The sequence below is a fragment of the Nocardia sp. CDC160 genome, from assembly GCF_035818795.1.
Lineage (GTDB): Bacteria > Actinomycetota > Actinomycetes > Mycobacteriales > Mycobacteriaceae > Nocardia.
Genome location: NZ_JAYKYT010000004.1, coordinates 728,728 through 753,467 on the forward strand (window position 1 = coordinate 728,728; position 24,740 = coordinate 753,467).

The 24,740-nt window shown below is 72.0% G+C and carries 2 protein-coding genes (1 of these 2 running past the window's edge); both read right to left on the reverse strand.

All coding sequences use genetic code 11. From position 1 onward, the window contains the following. A complete protein-coding gene (locus tag VMT40_RS24805) occupies positions 1 to 18,861 on the reverse strand; it encodes a type I polyketide synthase (protein ID WP_326361135.1) in 18,861 nt (6,286 codons plus the stop codon). Beyond that, positions 18,858 to 24,740 carry the 3' portion of a type I polyketide synthase gene (locus tag VMT40_RS24810; RefSeq protein WP_326361137.1) on the reverse strand. 10,176 nt of this gene lie beyond the right edge of the window, so only the last 5,883 of its 16,059 coding nucleotides appear in the window; the start codon falls outside the window, past its right edge; its stop codon occupies positions 18,858 to 18,860. The genes VMT40_RS24805 and VMT40_RS24810 overlap by 4 nt, the downstream gene beginning before the upstream one ends.

The window sequence follows — 24,740 nt, forward strand, 5'->3', positions numbered from 1 at the left end:
TCAGGAATCCGACTCGAGCGCCATCCGGATGAGGCTCTCGTCGTCCAGCTCGTCGATAAGGTCGGCCGACTGTGCGGGCGGCGTGTCCACCGGTCCGGCACCGGCGAGCCGCAATAGCACGTCCATCAGGCCCGCATCGCGCAGCCGCGCGAGCGGAATGTCCGCCAGCAGTGCGCGCACCCGATCCTCGGTCGGATCGTTCGCGGTGTCCGCGAACAGCTCGCCCAGCAGGCGTTCGGTCAGCGCGTCCGGTGTCGGATAGTCGAACACCAGGGTGGTGGGCAGCCGCAGCCCGGTGGCCCGGCTCAGCCGGCCGCGCAGTTCCACCGCGGTCAGCGAGTCGAAGCCGAACTCCCGGAACGGGCGATCCTCCGGAATGTCCTGCGCGCCAGCGTGACCGAGGACCCCGGCGGCTTCGGCGCGAACGAATTCGAGCAGCGCGTCGTGTCGTTCGGACTCGGGCAGGTCGGCCAATCGCGTGCGCAACCCGGAGGATTCGTCGGCCTCGGGCTCTTCGACCGCGGGCCGCGCATCGTAGAGTTCGGCCAGCAACGGGCTGGGACGCGCGATGGTGAACGTGGCACCGAAGCGTTCCCAGTCGATGTCGGCCAGGGTGATGGTCGCGTCGTCCTGGCCGACGGCGTGGCACAGGGCGATGAAGCCGAGTTCGGTTGTCAGGCAGGCCACCCCGCGTCGGCGCACCTGCTCCACCGACGCCCCGGGCGCCATGGTCCCCTCCGTCCATGGCCCCCAGGCGATCGCGGTCGCGACCAGACCGCGGTCGCGGCGGCGCTGCGCGACCGTCTCCAAGTGGGCGTTCGCGGTCGCGCTGGCGGCCTGGCCCGCACCACCCCACACCGCCGAGATCGAGGAGAACAGGACGAAGGCGTCCAGCGACCGGTCACCGAAGACGGCATCGAGGTTCTCCGCGCCGGATACCTTGGCCGCGAACACCTCCGCGGCGGTGGCGGGATCGAACTCCGACAGTCCGGCGGTGGCGCTCACCCCGGCCGCGTGGACGACCGCGCGCACGGGGCCGCCGTCGGATTCGATCTCGCGGACCAGGTCCGCCAGCGCGGTCCGGTCGGACACATCGCAGGCCGCGACCGTCACCCGCACACCGAGTTCCGCGACCAGTTCCCGCGCCCCGGGCGCGGCCGAGCCGCGGCGGGACACCAGCACGAGGTGATCGGCACCGGCCTCGGCGAGTCGACGCGCGATCCGCGAGCCGACCGCGCCGGTGCCGCCGGTGATCAAAACCGTTCCCGTCGGCCGCCATTCGTCGCCGTGGCCGGAACCCGCCCGCACCAGCCGACGGGCCGACACCCCGGACGAGCGCACCGCCACCTGGTCCTCGCCGGTGGCCCCGGCCAGGACTCCGGCCAGACGCGCGGCCGTGTGCTCGGTGAGCGTCTCGGGCACATCGACGAGTCCGCCCCAGCCGCGCGGGAACTCCAGCGCCGCGACCCGACCCAGGGCCCACAGCTGCGCCTGCCCGGCGTCGACGACACGATCGGACCGCCCGATCGACACCGCGCCCCGGGTGACACACCACAGCGGGACGTCAGGCTGCGAATCCTGCAGGGCACGTAGGGCTTCCACGGTGGCGGTGAGCCCACGCGGCAGTGCCGCAGACACGGGGTCCGCTGTCGCGTCCAGTGCCAGCAGGGACAGCACCCCGGCCGTCTCGGCCCCGTCGACGAGCACCTCACGCAGCCGATGCGGTGCCACGGTGACCGCTTTCGCGCCGTGGCGTTCGAGCGCCTCGACGAATTCCCCGGCGTCACAACCCTCGGGCGTGAGCACCAGCCAGGTGCCCGAGATGGCGGGCGGCTGATCGGCGACCGGCTGCCAGCCGATCCGATAACGCAGCGCGTCCACCGCCGAGCGGGTGCGACGCCGGTCCCGCCACCGCAACAGCATCGGCAGCGCCGCGGTCAGCGTCGACCGCTGCTCGTCACCGTCGCCGACAGTCGCGGCCAATGCGTCCAGGTCCCCGCGGTCGACCGCCTCCCAGAAGGCGGCATCCACGACCTCGTCGGAGCCGGAATGCGGTGTCAGCCAATACCGTGCGCGCTGGAACGCGTAGGTGGGCAGGTCCACTCGACGGCCGCCCGCGAACAGCTCACCCCAGTGCGCCCCGATGCCCCGGACATACAGCTGGGCCAGCGAGCCCAGCATGCGAGACGGTCCGCCCTCGTCGCGGCGCAGCGAGCCGGTCACGATCACCGCGTCCTCGGACAGTCCGAAGGCGGGGTCCTCGGCCGCTTCCCGGATCGGGACCGTCAGCACGGGATGGGGGCTGGCCTCGACGAACACGCGGTGTCCATCGGCCAGTAGCGCACCCACGGTGTCGGAGAACCGCACCGCCCCACGCAGGTTCCCGTACCAGTACTCGGCGTCGAGGCTAGTCCCGTCCACGACCGTGCCGGTCACCGTCGAATAGAACGGGACGCGGGACGCCTGCGGCGCGATGGACGCGAGATCCGAAAGCAGTTGCTCGCGAAGCGGTTCCACCTGTACCGAGTGCGAGGCCACGCCCGCGAGTACCGGGCGGGCGTCGACGTCGGGCAGGCTCGCCCGCAGTTCGTCCAGCGCCGTACTCGTGCCCGAGACGACCACGCGCCGTGGCCCGTTCACCGCGCCGATGGCGAGTTGATCGCCCCACGGTGCGAGCAGTTCGGCGACCTCGTCGGCGGGCAACGGCACCGACAGCAGTCCGGTGTGACCGACGAGCGCGGTCAGCGCTCGGCTGCGCAGCGCCACGACACGGGCCCCGTCGGCGAGCGACAGCGCACCGGCGACACAGGCCGCGGCGACCTCGCCCTGCGAATGGCCCACCACCGCCGCCGGTTCCACGCCCATCGAGCGCCACCATTCGGCCAGCGCCACCAGGATCGCCCACAGCACCGGCTGGAGCACGTCCAGGCGTTGCAGGGCGTCCTCGTCGGCGATGACGTCGCGCAGCGACCAGTCGACATAGGGGGCCAGCGCCCGCTCGCAGTCGGCCAGCCGGGCTGCGAACACCTGGGACGAATCCGCCAGCGCCAGCGCCATTCCCGGCCATTGGGAGCCTTGGCCGGGGAAGACGAACACGACCTTGCCAGGCTCGCCCGCGCTGCCCTCGATCACGGCCGGATCGCTCGCGCCCGCGGCCAGGGCGGCCGTCCCGGCCAGCAGTTCGGCCCGGTCCGCTCCGACCACCACCGCGCGCCGCGCATACGCCGAGCGGGTGGTGGCCAGCGACAGTGCGATATCGACCGGCCGCAGGCTCGGATCGGCGAGCACTCGGGCGCGCAGTCGGCGCGCCTGCGCGCGCAAGGCCGCGTCGCTCTTGGCCGACAGCACCCAGGCCACCGCGTCGGGTTCGGGCTGCTCCGGTGAAATCTCCTGCGGCGGAGCCTGTTCGAGGATGAGGTGCGCGTTGGTGCCGCTCAATCCGAACGAGGAGATGCCCGCGCGGCGCGGTGTGTCCGTGCGCGGCCACGGCACCTGTTCGGTCAGCAGTTCCACCGCGCCGAGTGTCCAGTCGACTTCGCCGGTGGGGCGGTCGATGTGCAGGGTGCGCGGCAGCGCTTCGTGCCGCAGCGCCAACACCATCTTGATCACCCCGGCCACCCCGGCCGCGGCCTGCGTGTGCCCGAGATTTGACTTCACCGAGCCCAGCCACAGCGGCCGGTCGCGATCGCGGCCGTAGGTCGCGAGTACGGCCTGCGCCTCGATGGGGTCGCCCAGACGGGTTCCGGTGCCGTGCGCCTCGACCACGTCGACCTCGGCGGCATCCAGACCGGCATTGGCCAGCGCCTGCCGGATGACCCGTTGCTGCGCAGGTCCGTTGGGCGCGGTGAGCCCGTTGGACGCGCCGTCCTGGTTGACCGCGCTGCCGCGCACCACCGCGAGCACCGGATGCCCGTTGCGTCGTGCGTCCGAAAGCCGTTCCACCAGAACCAGGCCCACGCCCTCGGAGAAGCCGGTGCCGTCGGCCGCGGCGGCGAAGGCCTTGCAGCGGCCGTCGGGCGCCAGCCCGTCCTGCTGCGAGAAGTCCTCGAAGATCAGCGGGGTCGCCAGGACAGTGACGCCACCGGCCAGGGCCAGCGAGCATTCCCCGGCGCGCAGCGACTGCGCGGCCAGGTGCAGGGCGACCAGGGAGGACGAGCACGCGGTGTCGACCGTGACCGCCGGACCCTCCAGCCCGAAGGTGTAGGCAACGCGCCCGGACACCACGCTGGTCGCGCCGCCGGTCAGGGCGTAGCCGTCGGCGGTGCCGCCGTACCCCTGCGCCCAGGTGCCCGCGAACACGCCGACCCGGCTGCCGCGCAGGGTCGTGGGATCGATGCCCGCGCGCTCGAAGGTCTCCTGCGAGACCTCGAGCAGCAGGCGCTGCTGGGGATCCATCGAGATCGCCTCGCGCGGTGAGATTCCGAAGAATCCGGCGTCGAAATCGCCCGCGTCGTAGAGGAATCCGCCCTCGGAGGTGACCGATCGACCCGACGGATCCCAGCCGCGGTCGCGCGGGAACTCCGACATCACGTCCGCGCCATCGCTCAAGACCTGCCACAGGTCCTCGGGCGAGGCGATGCCGCCCGGGAACCGGCAGCTCATCGCGACAATGGCGATCGGCTCCTCGCCCGCCGAGACCGTCTCGGCGACTTCGACATTCGGTGCGGTCCCGGTCAGCTCCGAGCGGATGTAGCCGGCCAAGGAGGCGGCGGTCGGATAGTCGAATACCAGGGTGGCGGGCAGCCGCAGCCCGGTGACCGCACCGAGCCGGTTGCGCAGTTCGACCGCGGTGAGCGAATCGAAGCCGAGTTCGCTGAAGGCCCGGATGGCGTCGATCGCCTCCGGCCCGCCGTGGCCGAGGACCACGGCCGCGTGGGTGCGCACCAGCAGCACCAGGTATTCGTCGCGTTCGAGCGGTGTCATCCCGGCCAGACGGCTCAGCAGGGAGGCGTCCGCGGCGACGGACTCGGCCGCATTGCGGCGTCCGCGCGCCCGCACCAAGCCGGTCAGCAAGGGCGGGACGGGTGCCGCGATGCGCGCGGTGTCGAGGTGGAACGGCAGCAGCAGCGCCCGCTCAGCGCGCAGCCCGGCGTCGAACAGGGCCAGACCCTCGGTGGTGGACAGGGGTTTCGAACCGCCGCGGGCCATGCGGGCCAGGTCGGTGGCGTCCAGGTGTGCCGAGATCGCGCTGCGCTGGTCCCACAGGCCCCACGCCAGCGCGGTGCCGGGCAGGCCGTGGGCGCGGCGGTGCTGGGCCAGGGCGTCCAGCACCGAGTTCGCGGCCGCGTAATTGCCCTGTCCGGCACCGCCGAAGGTGGCGGCGATGGAGGAGAACAGCACGAACTCGGCGAGGTCGAGGTGTTCGGTGAGGGCGTGCAGGTGCAGTGCCGCCTCGGCTTTGGGGCCGAGGACGGTGTCGAGCCGCTGCGGGGTGAGCGAGGCGATGACGCCGTCGTCCACGGTGCCGGCGGCGTGCACGACCGCGGTCAGCGGGTGCGCGGGCGGCACCAGGGTGAGCAGTCGTTCGACCTCGCCGCGATCGGCGACATCGCATGCGACCGCGGTGACCTCGGCTCCCAGTTCGGTGAGATCGGCCTCGAGTTCCGGGGCGATGCCGCGGCGGCCGACCAGCAGCAGATGCCGAATCCCGTGTTGGGACACCAGGTGTCGGGCGATCAGACCGCCCAGCACACCGGTGGCCCCGGTCACCAGCACCGTGCCGTTCGGGTCGAGCGGGGCGGGCACCGTGAGCACGACCTTGCCGATGTGGCGGGCCTGGCTGACGAACCGGAACGCCTCCTTCGCCCGGTGGATGTCCCAGGCGGTGAACGGCAGCGGCCGCAGTACACCCCGCTCGAACAGGGCGGCCACCTCGATCAGCAACTGCCCCAGTCGATCCGGTCCGGCCTCGAACAGTTCGAAGGCGCGGTAGTCCACGCCCGGATGGGCGGCGGCCACCCGCTGGGCGTCGCGGACGTCGGTCTTGCCCATCTCCAGGAAGCGACCGCCGCGCGGCAGCAGCCGCAGTGAGGCGTCCACGAATTCACCCGCGAGCGAGTCGAGGACGATATCGACGCCCTGCCCATCGGTGGCCTCGAGGAAGTGGCCCTCGAATTCGGTGGTCCGGGAGGACGCGATGCGGTTCGGCGCGATCCCGTTCTCCCGCAGCACATTCCACTTGCCGGGGCTCGCGGTGCCGAACACCTCGGCCCCGAGATGGCGCGCCAGCTGGACCGCGGCCATGCCGACGCCACCCGCCGCCGCGTGCACCAGCACCCGCTCCCCCGCCCGCATCTCGGCGAGATCGACCAGCGCGTAGTAGGCGGTGAGGAAGACCGCCGGAATGGTGGCGGCCTGCGCGAAGGTCAGATTCGCGGGAATCGCGGTGACCAGGCGGTGGTCGGCAACCGCCACCGGTCCGAAGGCCCGGTCCAGCAGACCCACGACGCGATCGCCGGGCGCGAGTCCGGTGACCCCGGGCCCGGTTTCGAGCACCACGCCCGCGCCTTCCAGCCCGAGCGGTGTCGCCGCGCCGGGGTACATGCCCAGCGCGTTCAGCACATCGCGGAAGTTCACCCCGGCCGCCCGCACCGCGATGCGGACCTGGCCGGGCGCGAGGGGCGCGCTGGCGTCGGGATGCGGTAGGAGGGCGAGGTTTTCGAGGGTGCCCGCCGCGGTGGTGTCCAGCCGCCAGGTGTCGGTGTCGGGTGCGGTCAATCCGGATTCGGCCCGGGTAAGCCGGGGTGCGAGCACGGTTCCGGCGCGCACGGCCAGTTGCGGTTCGCCCGCGGCGAGCGCGGTGGCCAGGGCGGAGGTCAGCCCGTCGTCGGAATCGATGTCCACGAGCAGGATTCGATCCGGGTTCTCCGACTGGGCCGACCGGACCAGACCCCACACGGCCGCGGTCGCGGGATCGGGCACGGTGTCGCCGGGGACGGCCGCGACGGCGCGGCGGGTGACCACCAGCAGGGCCGAGGCGCTCTCGGCCAGCCACAATTGCAGGGCCTCGAGCGTCTCGTGCACTGCGGGCAGGTCGCGATATGCCTCGATCCGGAACCCATTGGCGCTCAATGCCTCCGCGACCGCTTCGGCACCATCGGCGAGGACGGTCCAGCTGTCGTCGCGGCCGTGGGCCGCGTTCGCGGACACCGGGAGCCAGTCGATCGCGAACAGCGCGTCGCGTGCGATATCGGTGCGGGACAGTCGAGTCGGCGACACCGCGCGCAACACCAGCGATTCCACCTCCGCCACCGGCGCTCCGGCCGAATCGGAGACCGACAGGGTGAATTGGCCGTTGCCGGTCGGTGCGAGCCGCACCCGCACCGCCGTCGCGCCGGTCGCGTACAGGGCCAACGAGCGCCAGGAGAACGGCAGCCGCCCCTTCTCGTCGGGGGCCGCGAGGCCGAGCACATGCTGGGCGGCGTCCAGCAGCGCGGGGTGGATCCCGAATCGCTCGGTGTCCATGCCCTCCGGCAGCGCGACCTCGGCGAAGAACTCCTCGCCGCGTCGCCAGGCCGCCCGCAGGCCGCGGAAGGCGGGTCCGTAGGCGAACCCGTCGGCGGCGACGCGATCGTAATAGCCGTCCAGTTCCAGGGGTTCGGCGTCCGCGGGCGGCCAGTCGCCCAGCGGGGCGGGACCCTGCGGCGCGTTCGGGGCCAGCATGCCCACGGCGTGGCGCGTCCATGCCTCGTCGGCCGCGGCCGACTCCGGGCGTGCGTGCACGCTCAGACTCCGGCGACCGTCGTCAGCGGGCGGTGCGACGGTCACCCGCAGGGCGAGGCCGCCGTGTGCGGGCAGCACCATCGGGGTTTCCAGGATCAGTTCCTCGATCAGCTCGCAGCCGACCTGGTCCCCGGCCTGCACCGCAAGTTCGACGAAGGCGGTGCCGGGCAGTAGCACCGTGCCCTGCACGACGTGGTCGGCCAGCCACGGCTGGGTCTGCACGGACAGTCGTCCGCTGAGCACCAGGGCCCCGGATTCCGGCAGCGCCACGGCGGCGCTCAGCAGCGGATGCCCGGTCGCGTTCAGACCGGCCGCCGCCACGTCCGCGGTGGTGGCGGCGGGCCAGTACCGACGCCGTTGGAAGGCATAGGTCGGCAGGTCGACCGTGGTCGTCACGCCGGGGAAGGCCGGGGCCCAATCGATTTCGACGCCTTCGACGTGCAGCCGCGCCAACGCGGTGAGTACCGCGGCTTCCTCCGGCCGGTCCGCGCGCAGTAACTGGGTGAAGGTCGCGTCGGGCACGCACTCCTGTCCCATGGCGGTGAGCACGCCCTCGGGACCGAGTTCGACGAAGACGTTCGCACCGAGTTCGGCGGCGCGCTGTATCCCGTCGGCGAAGCGCACGGCCTCGCGCACATGCCGGACCCAGTAGTCGGCGTCGTAGGCGCGCACCGGTTCTCCGGTCAGGTTCGACACGACCGGAATCCGCGGCGGTGCGTAGGAGAGTTCGGCCGCGATCTCCCGGAACTCGTCGAGCATCGGCTCCATGAGCGGCGAGTGGAAGGCGTGACTCACGGTGAGCCGCTTGGTCTTCCGATCGGGGAACCGCGCGGCGAGCGCGAGCACCGCGTCCTCCGCACCGGACACCACCACCGCGCGCGGCCCATTGACCGCGGCGAGGCCGACCCGCTCGTTCAGCAGGGGCGTGACCTCCGCCTCGGTGGCCTGGATCGCGATCATCGCGCCGCCACCGGGCAGCCGCTGCATGAGGCGGCCCCGGGCCGCGACCAGCACGCAGGCGTCCTCGAGGGACAGCACGTCCGCGACATGCGCGGCGGCCAGCTCGCCGATCGAGTGACCGAGCAGGAATTCCGGTGTGAGGCCGAAGGATTCGGCCAGCCGGAACAGTGCCACCTCGAGCGCGAACAGCGCGGCCTGGGTGTACATCGTCTGGTCGAGGAGTTCGCCGTCGTCGAACAGGATCTCGCGCAGCGAGCCGCCGAGTCGGCCATCGAGCTTGGCGCAGACCTCGTCCAGTGCGGCGGCGAAGGCTGGGAACCGTTGGTACAGTTCGCGTCCCATGCCGGGACGTTGGGAACCCTGGCCCGAGAACAGGTAGGCGATCCGGGTTTCTCCCGACACGGTGCCTTCGACGAGTCCGGGGGCCGGTACGCCCTCGGCCAAGGCGCGCAGACCCGCCCGCAGTTCGTCGCGGTCCGCGCCGATCGCGACGGCGCGGTGCTCCAGTGCCGCCCTGGTCGTCGCCAGTGTCAGCCCGATAGCGGCCGCGTCGGTCTCCGGTGCGGTCTCGGTGTGGGATAGCAGTCGTTCGGCCTGCGCCCGCAACGCGTTTCGGTCGCGGGCCGAAATCGGCCACGCCACCATCGATCCGGTGTCGGGGTCGCCCGCGGTGATCGCGGCGGTCGCGGCGTCCTCGGTGAACTGTTCGAGAATGACGTGGGCGTTGGTGCCGCTCACGCCGAAGGAGGACACGCCCGCCCGATGCGGGCGGTCGTGGTCCGGCCAGGCGCGGGGTTCGGCGAGCAGTTCGACCGCGCCCGCGCTCCAGTCGATGATGGGCGAGGGCACCTCGGCGTGCAAGGTCTTGGGCAGCAACCCGTTTCGCATGGCCAGGACCATCTTGATGATCCCCGCGACCCCGGCCGCGGCCTGCGTGTGACCGATGTTCGACTTGATCGATCCGAGCAGCAGCGGTGTCTCGCGGTCCTGTCCGTAGGTGGCGAGCAGGGCCTGCGCCTCGATGGGATCGCCGAGCACCGTCCCGGTCCCGTGTGCCTCCACGGCGTCCACGTCCGACGCCGACAGACCGGCATTCGCCAACGCCTGACGGATGACTCGTTGCTGCGACGGACCATTGGGCGCGGTCAGGCCATTCGACGCGCCGTCCTGATTCACCGCCGACCCGCGCACGACGGCCAGCACCCGGTGTCCGTTTCGGCGCGCGTCGGACAGCCGCTCGACGAGCAGCATGCCCGCACCCTCGGCCCACCCGGTGCCGTCGGCTCCGGCCGCGAAGGCCTTGCAGCGGCCGTCGGCGGCCAGGCCGCGCTGGCGGGCGAATTCGGCGAAGATCTCCGGGGTCGAGATGACGGTCGCGCCACCGACCAGGGCGAGGGTGCTTTCGCCGCGCCGCAGCGATTCACCGGCCAGGTGCAGGGCCACCAGGGAGGACGAGCAGGCGGTGTCGACGGTCAGGGCGGGACCCTCGAGGCCGAAGGTGTAGGCGATGCGCCCCGACAGCACGCTGGCCGCGCCGCCGGTGAGCGCGTAGCCCTCCGCGCCCGACATGGGTTGCCGCGCCGCGTATCCGGAGGCCACCGCCCCAATGAACACCCCGGCCCGGCTGCCGCGCAGCGAGGTCGGGTCGATGCCCGCGCGCTCGAAGACCTCCCACGCGGTTTCCAGCAGCAGCCGCTGCTGGGGGTCCATGGCCAGCGCCTCGCGCGGGGAGATGCCGAAGAATCCGGCGTCGAATTCGGCCATATCGTGGACGAATCCGCCCTCGAGGGTGGTGGAGCTGCCCGCGGCGGCGGTGTCGTAGAGGTGTTCGAGGTCCCAGCCGCGGTCGGTCGGGAAGGCCCCGACGGCGTCCACCCCGTCGGTCAGCAGCTGCCAGAGTTGTTCGGGCGTACCGACTCCGCCGGGGAATCGGCATGTCATGCCGATAATGGCGAGCGGCTCGTCAGACGCGGCCGACACCGTCGCGGGTGTGGCCTCGGGCCGGGTTCCGGCCAGCCGATCCAGCAGGTGGTCGGCGACAGCCGCCGGGGTGGGGTGGTCGAAGACCAGGGTGGCGGGCAGGCCGAGTCCGGTCGCGGTGTCGAGTCGGTTGCGCAGTTCCACGGCGGTGACCGAGTCGAATCCGATGTCGCGGAACGGCTGTCGGGCGGGAACCGCGTCGACCGTGGTGTGTCCGAGTACGGCGGCGACGGTGGACCGCACCAGGTCGAGCGCCGCCCGTTCCCGGTCGTCCTCGGGCAGCGCGGCGAGCGTGCCCGCCCACCCGGTGTCCTCGGCGGGTAGCGGCATCGAGGCGGCCGCGACCTGCGGGCTGCCCGCGGCGGGTGCGTCCAGCCAGTAGCGTTGGCGCTGGAAGGCATACGCGGGCAGGTCGATTCGGCGCGCACCGGTTCCGGTGAACACGCTCGACCAGTCGACGGACGCGCCGTAGGTGTAGGACTGCGCGACGGCCGTCAGGAACTGGTCGTAGCCGCCCTGGTCGCGGCGCAGGGTGCCGGTGACGGCGGCCGGGTCCGCGGCCTCGTCGAGGGTCGCCTGCACGGCGGGCACCAGCACCTGGTGCGGGCTGCATTCGAGGAACAGGCGGTGCCCGTCGGCGACCAGACCGCGGATCGCGGTCTCGAATCGCACCGGGCGACGCAGGTTTTCGTACCAGTAGTCGGCATCCAGTGTCGTGGTGTCGGTCCAGTCGCCGAGGGTGGCGGAGAAGAACGGCACCGCGGCGGCCCGGGGCGTGAGGTCGGCCAAGGCCGCGAGCAATTCCTCGCGGATCTGCTCGACCTGGGTGGAGTGCGAGGCGTAATCGACAGGGATCTGGCGAATCCGAATGTCGTGCGCGGCACAGTGTTCGACCAATTCGGCCACCGCGGCCGGGTCCCCGGACACCACGACCGCCGACGGTCCGTTCACCGCGGCGAGTTCGAGCCTGCCGTCCCACCGGGTGAGAAGCGCGGTCGCCACCTCGGCGGTCATCGCGACCGAGGCCATGGCTCCGCCGCCCGCCAGCGCCGTGAGCGCACGACTGCGCAACGCGACGATCTTGGCCGCATCGGCCAGACTCAGCGCACCGGCCACACACGCCGCCGCGATCTCACCCTGCGAATGCCCAACCACCGCAGCCGGTTCCACACCGTGAGCCCGCCACAACTCCGCCAGCGACACCATCACCGCGAACAACACCGGCTGCACCACATCGACGCGTTCCAGCAGGTCGTCGTTACGCAGCGCGTCCAGCAGCCGCCAATCCACGTGGGGCTCCAGGGCCGCAGCGCATTCGGCCATTCGGGCGGCGAACAGCGGTGCGGACTCGAGCAGCTCGCTCGCCATCCCGGTCCACTGTCCGCCCTGTCCCGGGAAGACGAACGCGACCCGGCCGCCGACGGCGACGCCGCGCACCACGCGCGCGGATTGTTCACCGCGCGACAGGCTTTCGAGTTCGCGACACAGCTCGTCCCGGTCACCGCCGAGGACGACGGCGCGGTGGTCGAAGGCGGCGCGGGTGGTCACCAGGGAGAAGCCGACATCCAGCGGGTCGGCCGTCCGCGCGGTCGACAGCAGCCGGGCGGCCTGGGCGTGGAGTGCGTCGGCGCTCTTGCCCGACAGCACCCACGGAATCGGTTCGACCACGTGACGTTCGGGGGTATTCGACTGCGCCGCAGCGGCTTCGATCGGCACGCCCTCGACGATCACGTGCGCGTTGGTGCCGCTGATGCCGAACGAGGACACCGCCGCCCGGCGCGGGCGCTCGTGCGCGGGCCACTCGATCGCCTCGGTGAGCAGTTCGACCGCGCCTTGGGACCAATCGACCTGCGGTGTGGGCGCATCCACGTGCAGGGTCTTGGGCAGCGTGCCGTGCCGCATGGCCATGACCATCTTGATGACCCCGCCGACGCCCGCGGCCGCCTGGGTGTGGCCGATATTGGACTTCAGCGAGCCGAGCCACAGCGGGTGGCCGTCGGGGCGCTCCTGTCCGTAGGTGGCGAGCAGGGCCTGCGCCTCGATGGGATCGCCCAACACCGTCCCGGTCCCGTGCGCCTCCACCGCGTCCACCTCGGACGTGGTCAGCCCCGCGTTCGCCAACGCCTGACGGATGACCCGTTGCTGCGACGGACCATTGGGCGCGGTCAAGCCATTCGACGCGCCGTCCTGATTCACCGCCGAACCACGCACCACCGCCAGCACCCGATGGCCGTGGCGGCGTGCGTCCGAGAGTCGTTCCACGAGCAGCATGCCCACGCCCTCGGCCCAGCCGGTCCCGTTGGCGGCGGCGGAGAAGGACTTGCTGCGACCGTCCGGCGCGAGGGCCTGCTGCTTGCTGAATTCGACGAAGACCGCCGGGGTGGGCATCACGGTCACACCGCCAGCGAGCGCCATGGAGCATTCGCCATTGCGCAGCGCCTGACAGGCCAGATGCAAGGCGACCAGCGAGGAGGAGCAGGCCGTGTCGACGGTGACCGCCGGGCCTTCCAGTCCGAAGACGTACGACACCCGGCCGGAGGCGATACTGGCCGCCCCGCCGGTGCCCACGTATCCGGCCAGCGCCTCGGGCACGGCGTGCAGGCGCGAGAGGTAGTCGTGGTACATGACACCGGCGAACACGCCGGTTCGGCTGCCGCGCACCGTGTTCGGGTCGATTCCGGCGTGTTCGAAGGCCTCCCAGGTCGCTTCGAGCAGCAGCCGCTGCTGCGGGTCCATGGCGGTGGCCTCGCGCGGGCTGATCCCGAAGAAGCCCGCGTCGAATTCCGTGGCGTCGTAGAGGAATCCGCCCTCGCGGACATAGCTGGTGCCGGTCCGTCCCGGATCGTCGCTGTATTCGACGCGCCAGCCGCGGTCGGCGGGGAACGCGCCGATGGCGTCGGTGCCCGCGGCCACCAGTCGCCACAGCTCGTCGGGTCCGGTGACGCCACCGGGATAGCGGCAGCTCATGCCGACAATGGCGATCGGGTCGCCGGCCGCCGCGGCGGCCACCGCGATCGGGGCCGGTGCGCTGGTCTCGCCGAGCAGTTCGGCACGCAGCCAGCGGGCCAGCACCATCGGTGTCGGGTGGTCGAAGACCAAGGTGGCTGGCAGGCGCAGGCCGGTGCGCTCGGCGAGCCGGTTGCGCAGTTCGACCGCCGTCAGCGAGTCGAATCCGAAGTCCCGGAAGGCCCGGGTCGCCTCGATCTCGCCGGATCCGGTGTGCCCCAGCACCACCGCGACCTCGGCACGCACCAGCTCGAAGACCACGCGCTCCTGTTCGACCTCAGCGAGGCCGGAAAGCCGTGCGGTCAGGGATGATTCGGCGGCCGCCCGTTTCGCCGGAACCCGAACCAGGCCGCGAAGCATGGGCGGCAGCGACCCGGCGGCGGCCTGGGCGCGCAGCACCGACAGGTCCAGGCGCACGGGCGCGAGGACCGCCGCCTCGGAGATCCACGCGGCATCCAGCAACGCCAGACCCTCACTGGCGGACATGGTTCCGGAGCCAATTCGGGAGAGGCGGGCGGCGGTGGCCTCGTCCAGGTCCGCGGCCATGCCGTCGCTCTGCTCCCAGGTGCCCCAGGCGAGCGAGGTCGCGGGCAGGCCGCGGTCCCGGCGGTACTGGGCGAGGGCGTCGAGGAAGGTATTGGCGGCCGCGTAGTTGCCCTGGCCGGACGCGCCCAACACACCGGCGGCCGAGGAGAACAGCACGAAGGCGGAAAGCCCACGCTCCGCGGTGAGTTCGTGCAGGTGCACGGCGGCGTCGAGCTTGGGCCGCAGGACGGTATCGAGACGTTCGGGGGTGAGGGCCGGGATCACGCCGTCGTCGAGCACACCGGCGGTGTGCACGATCGCGGCCAGTTCGCGGTCGGCGAGCAACTCCGCCACGGCGGACCGGTCGGCCAGATCGCAGGCGGCGGCCGTGACGGTCGCGCCGAGTGCGGTGAGTTCGGCGATCTGCTCGGGGCCGGGCGCACGCCTGCCCACCAACAGCAAGCTGCGGACGCCGTGCTCGGTGACCAGGTGTCGGGCGACGAGGCGGCCGAGTGATCCGGCCGCGCCGGTCACCAGGACGGTGCCGTCAAGGGTCGGGAAGTCGGTGGTCGGCACCGGCATCGGGGCGAATCGGGGCACCCGAATTTGCCCGTCCCGCACCACGATTTGCGGTTCACCGGTAGCCAGGGCGCGAGCCAGGAGGTCGGGGGCCGCGCCGTCGTGGTCGAGCAGGACGAACCGGCCGGGGTTCTCGGTCTGCGCGGAGCGCACCAGACCCCACACCGCGGCGTCGACCAGATCGGTGATCTCCGGTCCCGCCGCACCGTGGGTGAGGAAGACCAGTGTGGAGTTCGCGAATCGCTCGTCGGCGAGCCAGGTCTGAATGGCGGCCAGGGCTCGATGGGTCGCGGTGTGCGCGGCCGCCACGACGTCCCCGCCGGTTTCCGGTTCGAAGGTCAGAGCCACATATTCGGCTGCGCCCGTGCCGATTTCGTCCAGCTCGCGGGCGAACTCGAGCGTCGCCGGAGTGGGTGCCGCCGCGACCGTCGGCCAGTCGATGCGGAACAACGACTGCCGCCGCGCCGTGCGGGGGCGTTCGAGTCCGGCCGCGGAGACCGGCCGTAGCGCCAGCGCGCCAATGGTGGCCACGGGTGCACCCGTACCGTCGGCGAGGTCCAGGGCGACCGCGTCGGCCCCGGCCGGGGTCACGCGCACGCGCAGTGCGCTCGCGCCCACCGCGCGCAGGGCGATATCGCGCCAGGAGAAGGGAACCCGACCCTGTTCCGCGTCGCGTCCGAGGCCCAGGGTGTGCAGGGCGGCGTCCAAGAGCGCGGGGTGCAATCCATAGCGTTGGGCCTGCTCGGCGTCGGGCAGCTCGACCTCGGCGAACAGTTCCCGGCCGCGTCGCCATGCCGCGCGCAGCCCTTGGAACATCGGTCCGTAGTCGAATCCGACTGTCTCGCTGGCCCATTCGTAGTAGTCGTCCACCGCGAGGGCTTCGGCTCCGGCAGGCGGCCAGTCGGTCAGCGCTGCCGCTTCGAGGGACCCGGTGGCCAGCACACCGGTGGCATTGCGGGTCCAGGGCTCGTCCGCGTCGGCGTCCTCGGGGCGGGAATGCACGGTGACCGCCCGCCGTCCGGTGGCGTCGGGCGCGCCAACTAGCAGCTGCACCACCATCCCGGTGCCGTCGCGCAGAATCAGCGGCGCTTCGAGGGTGAGTTCCTCGATGCGGTCGCAACCGACCTGATCGCCTGCCCGCGAAGCCAATTCGACGAACGCGGCACCGGGCAGCAGCACCCGGCCCAACACGATGTGATCGGCCAGCCACGGATGGGTGCGGGTGGACAGCCTGCCGGTCAGCAGCACCGAATCGGCGTCGGCCACGGTGATGGAGGCACCCAGCAGCGGATGCTCGGCCGCGCCCAGACCGGCCGCGGTGACATCCCCGCCCCCGGCGGGCGGCTGGATCCAGTACCGCTGCCGATCGAAGGCGTAGGTGGGCAGTTCGACGCGGTGCGCACCGGTCGCGGCGAGGACCCCGGTCCAATCGACCTGTGCGCCATGGACGTAGGCCCGCGCGACGGCGGTCAGGAACTGGTCGTAGCCGCCCTGATCGCGGCGCAGGGTGCCGGTGACGGCGGCGGGATCGGCGTAGCCGTCGAGGGTTTCCTGCACCGCGGGCACCAGCACCGGATGCGGACTGCACTCGACGAACAGCCGGTAGCCCTCGTCGAACAGGCCGCGGATGGCGGTGTCGAATCGCACTCGCTGCCGCAGGTTCTCGTACCAGTACCCGGCGTCGAGGCCCGTGGTGTCGATCCACTGCCCGGTCACCGTGGAGTAGAACGGCACCGTGGCGCGGCGCGGTGTGATCCCCGACAGCAGGGTCAGCAGTTCGTCGCGGATCTGCTCGACCTGGGCGGAGTGCGAGGCGTAATCGACCGGGATGCGCCGGGTTCGAATGTCGTGTCGGTCGCAATGGTCGATGAGTTCGGCCATGGCGTCGGGCGCGCCGGAGATCACCACCGAGGTAGGTCCATTGACCGCCGCGAGCGCGAGTCGCCCGTCCCAACGAGCCAGCAGGGTTTCGGCGGCCTCGGGGGTCATCGCGACCGAGGCCATGGCTCCGCCGCCCGCCAGGGCCGTGAGCGCACGACTGCGCAACGCCACAACCTTGGCCGCATCGGCGAGACTCAGGGCACCGGCCACACACGCCGCCGCGATCTCACCCTGCGAATGACCCACCACCGCAGCCGGTTCCACACCGTGCGCACGCCACAGCTCCGCCAGCGACACCATCACCGCGAACAACACCGGCTGCACCACATCGACGCGCTCGAGCAGCGCGCTGTCGTGGATCGCGTCCAGCAGTCGCCAGTCGACGTAAGGCTCCAGGGCCGCAGCGCATTCGGCCATCCGAGCGGCGAACACCGGCGAGGACTCCAGCAGCCGCGCGGCCATCCCGACCCACTGTCCACCCTGGCCGGGCAACAGGAACGCGACACCGCCCTCGGCGACCACGCCCGTAGTCGTCCCGGGCGCGGGCGTGCCGTCGGCCAACGCGGTCAACTCGGTGAGGAGTTCGGCCCGATCGCGGACCACCGCCACCGCACGGTGCTCGAGCGCGGCGCGGGTACTCGCGAGGGAGAATGCGACGTCGGGCAGCGTCAGATCCGCATGGGTGGTGAGATGGGACCGCAGCCGATCGGCCTGGGCCCGCAGCGCGGCGGCGGAGCGGCCCGACAGCATCACCGGAATCGCCTCCGGCACAGCGGCTTCCACCGTCGGCGCGTCCGACTCGGCGCTCGCGTCCCGCTCGTCTGAGACCGGAACGTCCTGTTCGAGGATGACGTGCGCGTTGGTGCCGCTGACACCGAACGAGGACACCCCGGCGCGGCGTGGCGCACCGGTCCGCGGCCACGGCAGGTGCTCGGTCAGCAGCGACACCGCGCCCGCGGACCAGTCCACATGCGGGGTCGGCTCGTCCACGTGCAGCGTGCGCGGCAACTGGCCGTGCCGAATCGCCATGACCATCTTGATGAGACCCGCCGCGCCCGCGGCGGCCTGGGTGTGCCCGATATTGGATTTCACCGAGCCCAGCCACAGCGGGCGTTCCCGGTCCTGGCCGTAGGTGGCCAGCAGAGCCTGCGCCTCGATCGGATCACCGAGCCTGGTTCCCGTGCCGTGGGCTTCGACCGCGTCGACCTCGGCGGCCGTGAGACGCGCGTCGGCCAGCGCCGCCCGGATCACCTGCTGCTGTGACGGCCCGTTCGGGGCGGTCAGGCCATTGGACGCGCCGTCCTGATTGACCGCCGACCCGCGTACCACCGCCAGCACCGGATGCCCGTGGCGGCGAGCGTCGGAAAGCCGTTCCAGCAGCAGCACTCCCGCGCCCTCGCCCCAGCCGACCCCGTCGGCGGCGCTGGCGAACGCCTTGCTGCGGCCGTCGGCGGCCATGCCGCCCTGCCGGGAGAACTCCACGAAGATGGTCGGGGTGGTCATGACGGTCACGCCACCGGCCAGGGCCATCGAGCATTCGCCGCGCCGCAGCGCCTCGGCCGCGAGATGCAAGGCGACCAGCGACGACGAGCAGGCGGTGTCCACCGTGAGCGCGGGCCCGGTGAATCCGAACGTGTAGGAGATGCGACCCGACAGCACCGCGGCGGTGGCGGCGGTGGCCAGATAACCCTCGGTGAGCCGGGGCGCGGCGGTCAGCAGGTTTGCGTAGTCCTGCCCGTTGGTGCCCGCGAAGACGCCGATCTCCCTGCCGCGCACCGTGTCCGGGGCGATTCCGGCCCGTTCGAATGCCTCCCAGCAGACCTCGAGCAGCAGTCGCTGCTGCGGGTCCATCAGGACCGCTTCGCGCGGCGAGATCTTGAACAGGCTCGGATCGAACGCCGCCGCGTCCGCGACGAAAGCGCCCTGCCGCGTGTGGGATCGGCCCGGCCGGGTCGGGTCGGTGCTGGCAAGGGCGTCCAAGTCCCAGCCGCGGTCGGCCGGGAAGTCCGCGACCGCGTCACGGCCCGCGGCCACGAGATCCCAGAGCTGCTCGGGTGATTCGACACCGCCGGGAAAGCGGCAGCTCATGGCGACCACGGCGATCGGCTCGTGCCGGGCGTCCTCGGCCTCGCGCAGCTGGCGGCGGGTCTGCCGCAGCTCGGCCGTCGCCCACTTGAGGTGCTCGAGTAGCTTGCTCTCATCGGTCATTGCACGTCACCCACCGATTTCCCGAATTCCCTGTGGAGAATGTCGAACAGTTCTTCCGCTGTGGCGGAATCGATTTCGTCGACCGGGTCGCCCTGGTCCGCGGTGCGGTCGGGCGCTCGGTCGTGCCGCTTCCAGGCGGCCAGCAGTTCCTCGAGCCGGGTCGTGATCGTCGCGTACTCGGCCGCCGTGGGCTCGAGGGCGGCGAGGGTCCGCTCCAGCGTGTCGAGGTGGTCGATGCCCGGCGCGACCGGATCGGTCGGCTCGGGAATCAATCGCGTGCGCAGGTTGGTGGCCAGCGCCTGCGGTGTCGGATGGTCGAAGACGACCGTGGCGGGCAGCCGGACTCCGGTCGCGGCGGCGAGCCGATTGCGGAATTCCATGGCCGTCACCGAGTCGAAGCCGAAGTCGGTGAAGGGCCGACCCGATTCGATGGCACCGGCGTCGGCGTGCCCGAGCACGGTCGCCACCTGGGCGCGGACCAGGTTCACCAGTAGCCGATACTGTTCCGCCGCACCGGATTCCGCCAGGCGCGCCAGCAGGTCGGTGGCGTCGGTTTCCGGTTCGCCGCTCGGAGTGGCGGGCTGTTTCCGGGCCTCCGGCAGGTCCGCCAGCAATGGGCTCGGCCTGGTCGCGGTGAACACGGGCAGGAAGCGATCCCAGTCGATGGCGGCGACGGTCAGCGTCGTCTCATCGCCCGCGAGGGCCGTGCGCAGCGCCGCCAGCGCGAGTTCGGGGGCCATGGCGGGCACGCCGTGTCGGCGCGCGATATCGCCGCCCTCGTGGTCGGCCATGCCGCCGCCCGCCCAGGGGCCCCAGGCAATGGCTGTGGCGGGCAGGCCCTGTGCGCGCCGATGCTGGGCCAGTGCGTCCAGGTAGGCGTTGCCGGGCGCGTAGTTGCCCTGGCCGGGTGTGCCCGCGACCCCGGCGAGGGACGAGAACAGCACGAACGCGGACAGATTCCGGTCGGCGGTCAGTTCGTGCAGGTGCCACGCGGCCCGCGCCTTGACGCGCAGCACCCGGTCGACCTGCTCGGCGGTCAGCGCGTCGAGCACCGCATCGTCGAGCACCGCGGCGGTGTGCACCACCGCGTCCAGCACCGGGAGCCGCGAGAGCAATTCGGCCAGGGCGGCGCGGTCGGCCACATCGCAGGCGACCACGGTGACATCGACACCGCGAGCGCGCAGTTCGGCTTCCAGTTCCGTCGCACCCGCCGCGGCGGGTCCCCGGCGACTCACCAATACCAGGTGATCGGCTCCGGCGGTGGCGAGCCACCGCGCGGTGTGCGCGCCCAATGCGCCGGTGCCGCCGGTCACCAGGACGGTGCCCGCGGGCTGCCAGCCGTCGGCGGCGGTCGTCGAGGGCGCGTGGGTCAGGCGTCGGCCGTATATGCCCGAGACACGCACGGCGACTTGGTCTTCCACGCCGGTCAGCACCGTCGGCAATGCCGCGCCGACACCGTCCGGCAGTCGCTGTCCGGCCGCTTCCGCGGGCAGGTCCAGAAGTCCGCCCCAGCGTTCCGGATGCTCGAGTGCGGCGACTTGGCCCAGGCCCCAGAACAGCGCCTGGTCGGGTCGCACGTCCTCCCCCGCGACCGCCGTCGCGCCGAACGTCGCGCACCACAGCGGGGCGTCGAGGCCCGCGGTCCCGAGGGCCTGCCACAGCGCGAGCGTCATCGCGTATCCCGCTGGGACAGCGGGGAATTCCGGCATCGGCTGGTCGTCGAGCGCCAGCAGCGACAGCACTCCGTCGACCGGTGCCGTGGGCAGTCGCCGGGCGAGGTTCTCGCGATCGGCGTACGTCAGTGCCATCTCGACCACGCTCGCCCCGTGCGCGGTAAGCGCGTCCACCACGGGACCCGAATCGGCTCCGGTTGGCGAGACCACCAGCCAGGTACCAGTCAGCGGCTGGAATTCGGTGTGCGCGAGCGCCTTCCAGGTCACCTTGTACCGCCAGGCGTCCACGGCCGACCGCTCGCGCAGGCCGCGCCGCCAGGCCGACAGGGCGGGCAATGCCTCGGCCAGCGGACGATCGGGCGCGACCCGCAGCGCGGATTCGAGGAACGCCAGGTCGTCGTGTTCCACCGCTTCCCAGAAGCGGGCGTCGACCGGGTCCGCTGCCCGGCGGGGTTCGAGCCAGAAGCGTTGGCGCGCGAAGGCGTAGGTGGGCAAGTCGACCGTGCGGGCGGGCCGGAGGACGGCTCGCCAGTTCGGGCCGGTGCCGCGTACGTGCAGGTGGGCCACCGCCGTCAGAAGCGCCTCCGATTCCGGCTGTCGCCTCCGCAGCAGCGGCACGAATCCGGCCTCGGGCACGCAGTCTTGGCCCATGGCGGTCACCGTGGCGTCCGGGCCCAGCTCCACGAAGGTGGTCACGCCCAGCTCCGCAAGGGTGCGCATGCCGTCGGCGAAGCGAACGGGTTGGCGTACGTGCCGGACCCAGTAGTCGGCGTCGTAGGCGGCCACGGGTGCACCGGTCAGGTTGGATATCACGGGGATTCGAGGGGGCGCGTAGGTCAGGGTCTCCGCGACTTCCCGGAATTCGGCCAGCATGGGATCCATGCGATGCGAGTGGAAGGCGTGACTCACCCGCAGCCGCTTGACCTTCCGGTCCTCGAACAGCAGCGTGATCTCCTCCACCGCGTCCTCGTCGCCCGAGATGACCACCGACTCCGGCCCATTGAGGGCCGCGAAGCCGACCCGCTCCGACAGCAGCGGGGCGATCTCGTCCTCGGTGGCCTCGATCGCGGCCATGGCTCCCCCGGCGGGCAGCGCCTGCATGAGTCGGGCGCGGGCGGCGACCAGCGTGCACGCGTCGTCGAGGGAGAGCACCCCGGCCACATGCGCCGCGGCGAGCTCACCGATCGAATGACCCATCAGCTGGTCCGGGACGATGCCCCAGTGCTCGAGCAGTCGATAGAGCGCGACTTCCAGTGCGAACAGGCCGGTTTGGGTGAACATCGTGCGATCGAGCAGTGCGCCGTCACCGTGGAGTACCTCGCGCACCGCGGGGTCGAAGCGGTCGCAGATGGCATCGAACGCGGCGGCGAACACCGGGTGGTGGGCGTAGAGCTCCTGCCCCATCCCGGCGCGCTGGCTGCCTTGACCGGCGAACAGGAACCCGAGCTTGCCGGGCACCACCGAGCCTCGAATGGTCGGTGCGGCAAGTCCTTTCAGGAACTCCTCGCGATCACCGGCGAGCACGACCAGTCGATGCGGATGCGCGGCCCGGGTGGTGGCCAGCGACCAGCCCACATCGGCCACGTCGAGATCGGCATGCCGCTCCACGTACGTCCGCAGGCGTGCGGCCTGCTCACCAAGTGCCGCAGCGCTTTTCGCCGACAGCACCCAGGCACCCTTCCCACCCGCCGTTCCGGCATGCTTTTGGCCGGAATCCACCAGGCGCTGCGGATTCCCGGCATGCACCGGCTCTGCATCCGGTTGGGCGTAGGACTCCACAATGACGTGTGCATTGGTGCCGCTCATCCCGAAGGCCGACACCCCGGCCCGGCGCGGCCGTCCCGCGTCCGGCCACGGAATCTGTTCGGTCAGCAGCGAAATCGCACCCGCTGACCAGTCCACGTGCGGGGTCGGCTCGTCGGCGTGCAGGGTGCGCGGCAGGACGCCGTGGCGCAGTGCCAGCACGGTCTTGATGATGCCGCTCATCCCGGCGGCGGCCTGTGCGTGACCGATGTTCGACTTGACCGAGCCCAGCCACAGTGGCCGTTCCCGGTCCTGGCCGTAGGTGGCCAGCAGCGCCTGTGCCTCGATGGGATCACCGAGTTTCGTTCCGGTGCCATGCGCTTCGACCGCGTCGACCTCGGTGGCGGTGAGCCGCGCGTCGGCGAGCGCGGCCCGGATGACTCGCTGTTGCGCGGGACCGCTGGGCGCGGTCAGGCCATTGGACGCGCCGTCCTGGTTCACCGCCGATCCGCGCACCACCGCCAGCACCCGGTGCCCGTGGCGGTGCGCGTCCGAAAGTCGTTCCACCAGGAGCATTCCGACGCCTTCGGCCCATCCGGTGCCGTCGGCCGCGGCGGCGAAGGATTTGCACCGGCCGTCGGCGGCCAATCCGCCCTGGCGGGCGAAGTCGATGAACGCGCCCGGCTGGGACATCACCGCGACACCGCCGACCACCGCCAGCGCGCATTCCCCGTGCCGCAGCGACCGGGCGGCCAGATGCAGCGCCACCAGCGAGGAGGAGCAGGCGGTGTCGAGGGTGAGCGCGGGTCCTTCCAACCCGAAGGTGTAGGCCAGGCGACCCGAGGCGACCGCGGTGACGCTGCCGGTCAGGGCGTAGCCCTCGGCGCTGTCGGCGGCACCGCTGAGCCCGGGTCCGTACTCCGAGTTCGACGCGCCGATGAAGACGCCGGTCTGACTGCCGCGCAGGGTGGTCGGATCGATTCCGGCCCGCTCGAACAACTCCCACGCGGATTCCAGCAGCAGGCGCTGCTGGGGATCCATGGTGAGCGCCTCGCGGGGCGAGATACCGAAGAAGTCGGCGTCGAAATCGGTGGCGTCGTGGACGAATCCGCCGGTGCGCGGGCGCTCGGGCAGGGTGTGCGGGTCCCAGCCGCGGTCGGCCGGGAACTCGGAGACCACGTCCACGCCGTCGCTGACGACCTGCCAGAGGTCCTCGGGCGAGGCGATGCCGCCCGGGAAGCGACAGCTCATGCCGACAATGACGATCGGGTCGTCGTCGGTGGGCAGGGTTGTCGTGTCGACGCGCACGGGTGCCTGTCGTCCGCGCAGCTCCCCGGCCAGATACTCCGCGACCGCGCGGGGGGTCGGGTGGTCGAAGACCAGGGTGGCGGGGAGCGCCACCCCGCTGTCGGCGGTGAGCCGGTCGCGCAGTTCGACGGCGGTCAGCGAGTCGAATCCGATGTCGTGGAAGGATCTTTCGGGTTCGACGGCCGCCGCGCCGGTGTGCCCGACGACCTCGGCGACCCGGGCGCAGACCAGATCCAGCAGTGCGGTGTCGTCCACGGCGACCGGCTCGTCCGTCGCGGTCGACGCGGCGGGTTCCGGTGTGTGTGTCGCCTCCGGGATTCCGTCCAGCAGGGGGCTGGGCCGTTCGAGGGTGAACAGCGGCGCGAATCGGGCCCAGTCCACCTCGGCGACGGCGAGCGTCACATCGTCGTGGTCGAGTGCCTGTTGCAGTGCGGCCAGCGCCCGTTCGGGGGCGAGCAGCGGAACACCGCGCCGCCGCAAGGAGTCTCGCTCGCCTTGCGCATCGACCATGCCGCCGTCGTCCCAGGGCCCCCAGGCGATGGAGGTGGCGGTGCGCCCGCGGGCCCGGCGTTGCTGTGCCAAGGCGTCCAGGTAGGCGTTACCGGCCGCGTACGCGCCCAGTCCGCCGACGCCCCAGACCGCGGAAACGGAGGAGAACAGCACGAAGGCGTCGAGGTCACGGTCGCCGAGCAGTTCGTCGAGATGCCGTGCGCCCAGCGCCTTTCCGGCCGCGATGGCGGCTACCTCGTCCGGTGTGGTGTCCGCGAGGGGCGCGATATGGCTCAGTCCGGCGGCGTGGATGACGGCGTCGACCGGATGCTCGGCCAGCACCGCCGCCAAGGCGGCGCGGTCGGCGACATCGCAGGCGACGACGGTGGCCGTCGCGCCCAGCGCGGTCAGCTCGGCGATCAGGTCGGTCGCGCCGGGCGCGGCGGGGCCGCGCCGCGAGGTGAGCACGAGCCGCCGCGCGCCATTGCGAGCCAGCCAGCGCGCGACGTGTGCGCCGAGCGCACCGGTGCCGCCGGTGATCAGGACGGTACCGCGCGGCCGCCACGCGGTGGGGGCCAGGGTCTTTCGCGTTGTCCGTGTCAGGCGGCGTCCGTACAGGCCGGACCCGCGCAGCGCGACCTGATCGTCTCCGGCCGCGCCGGAGAG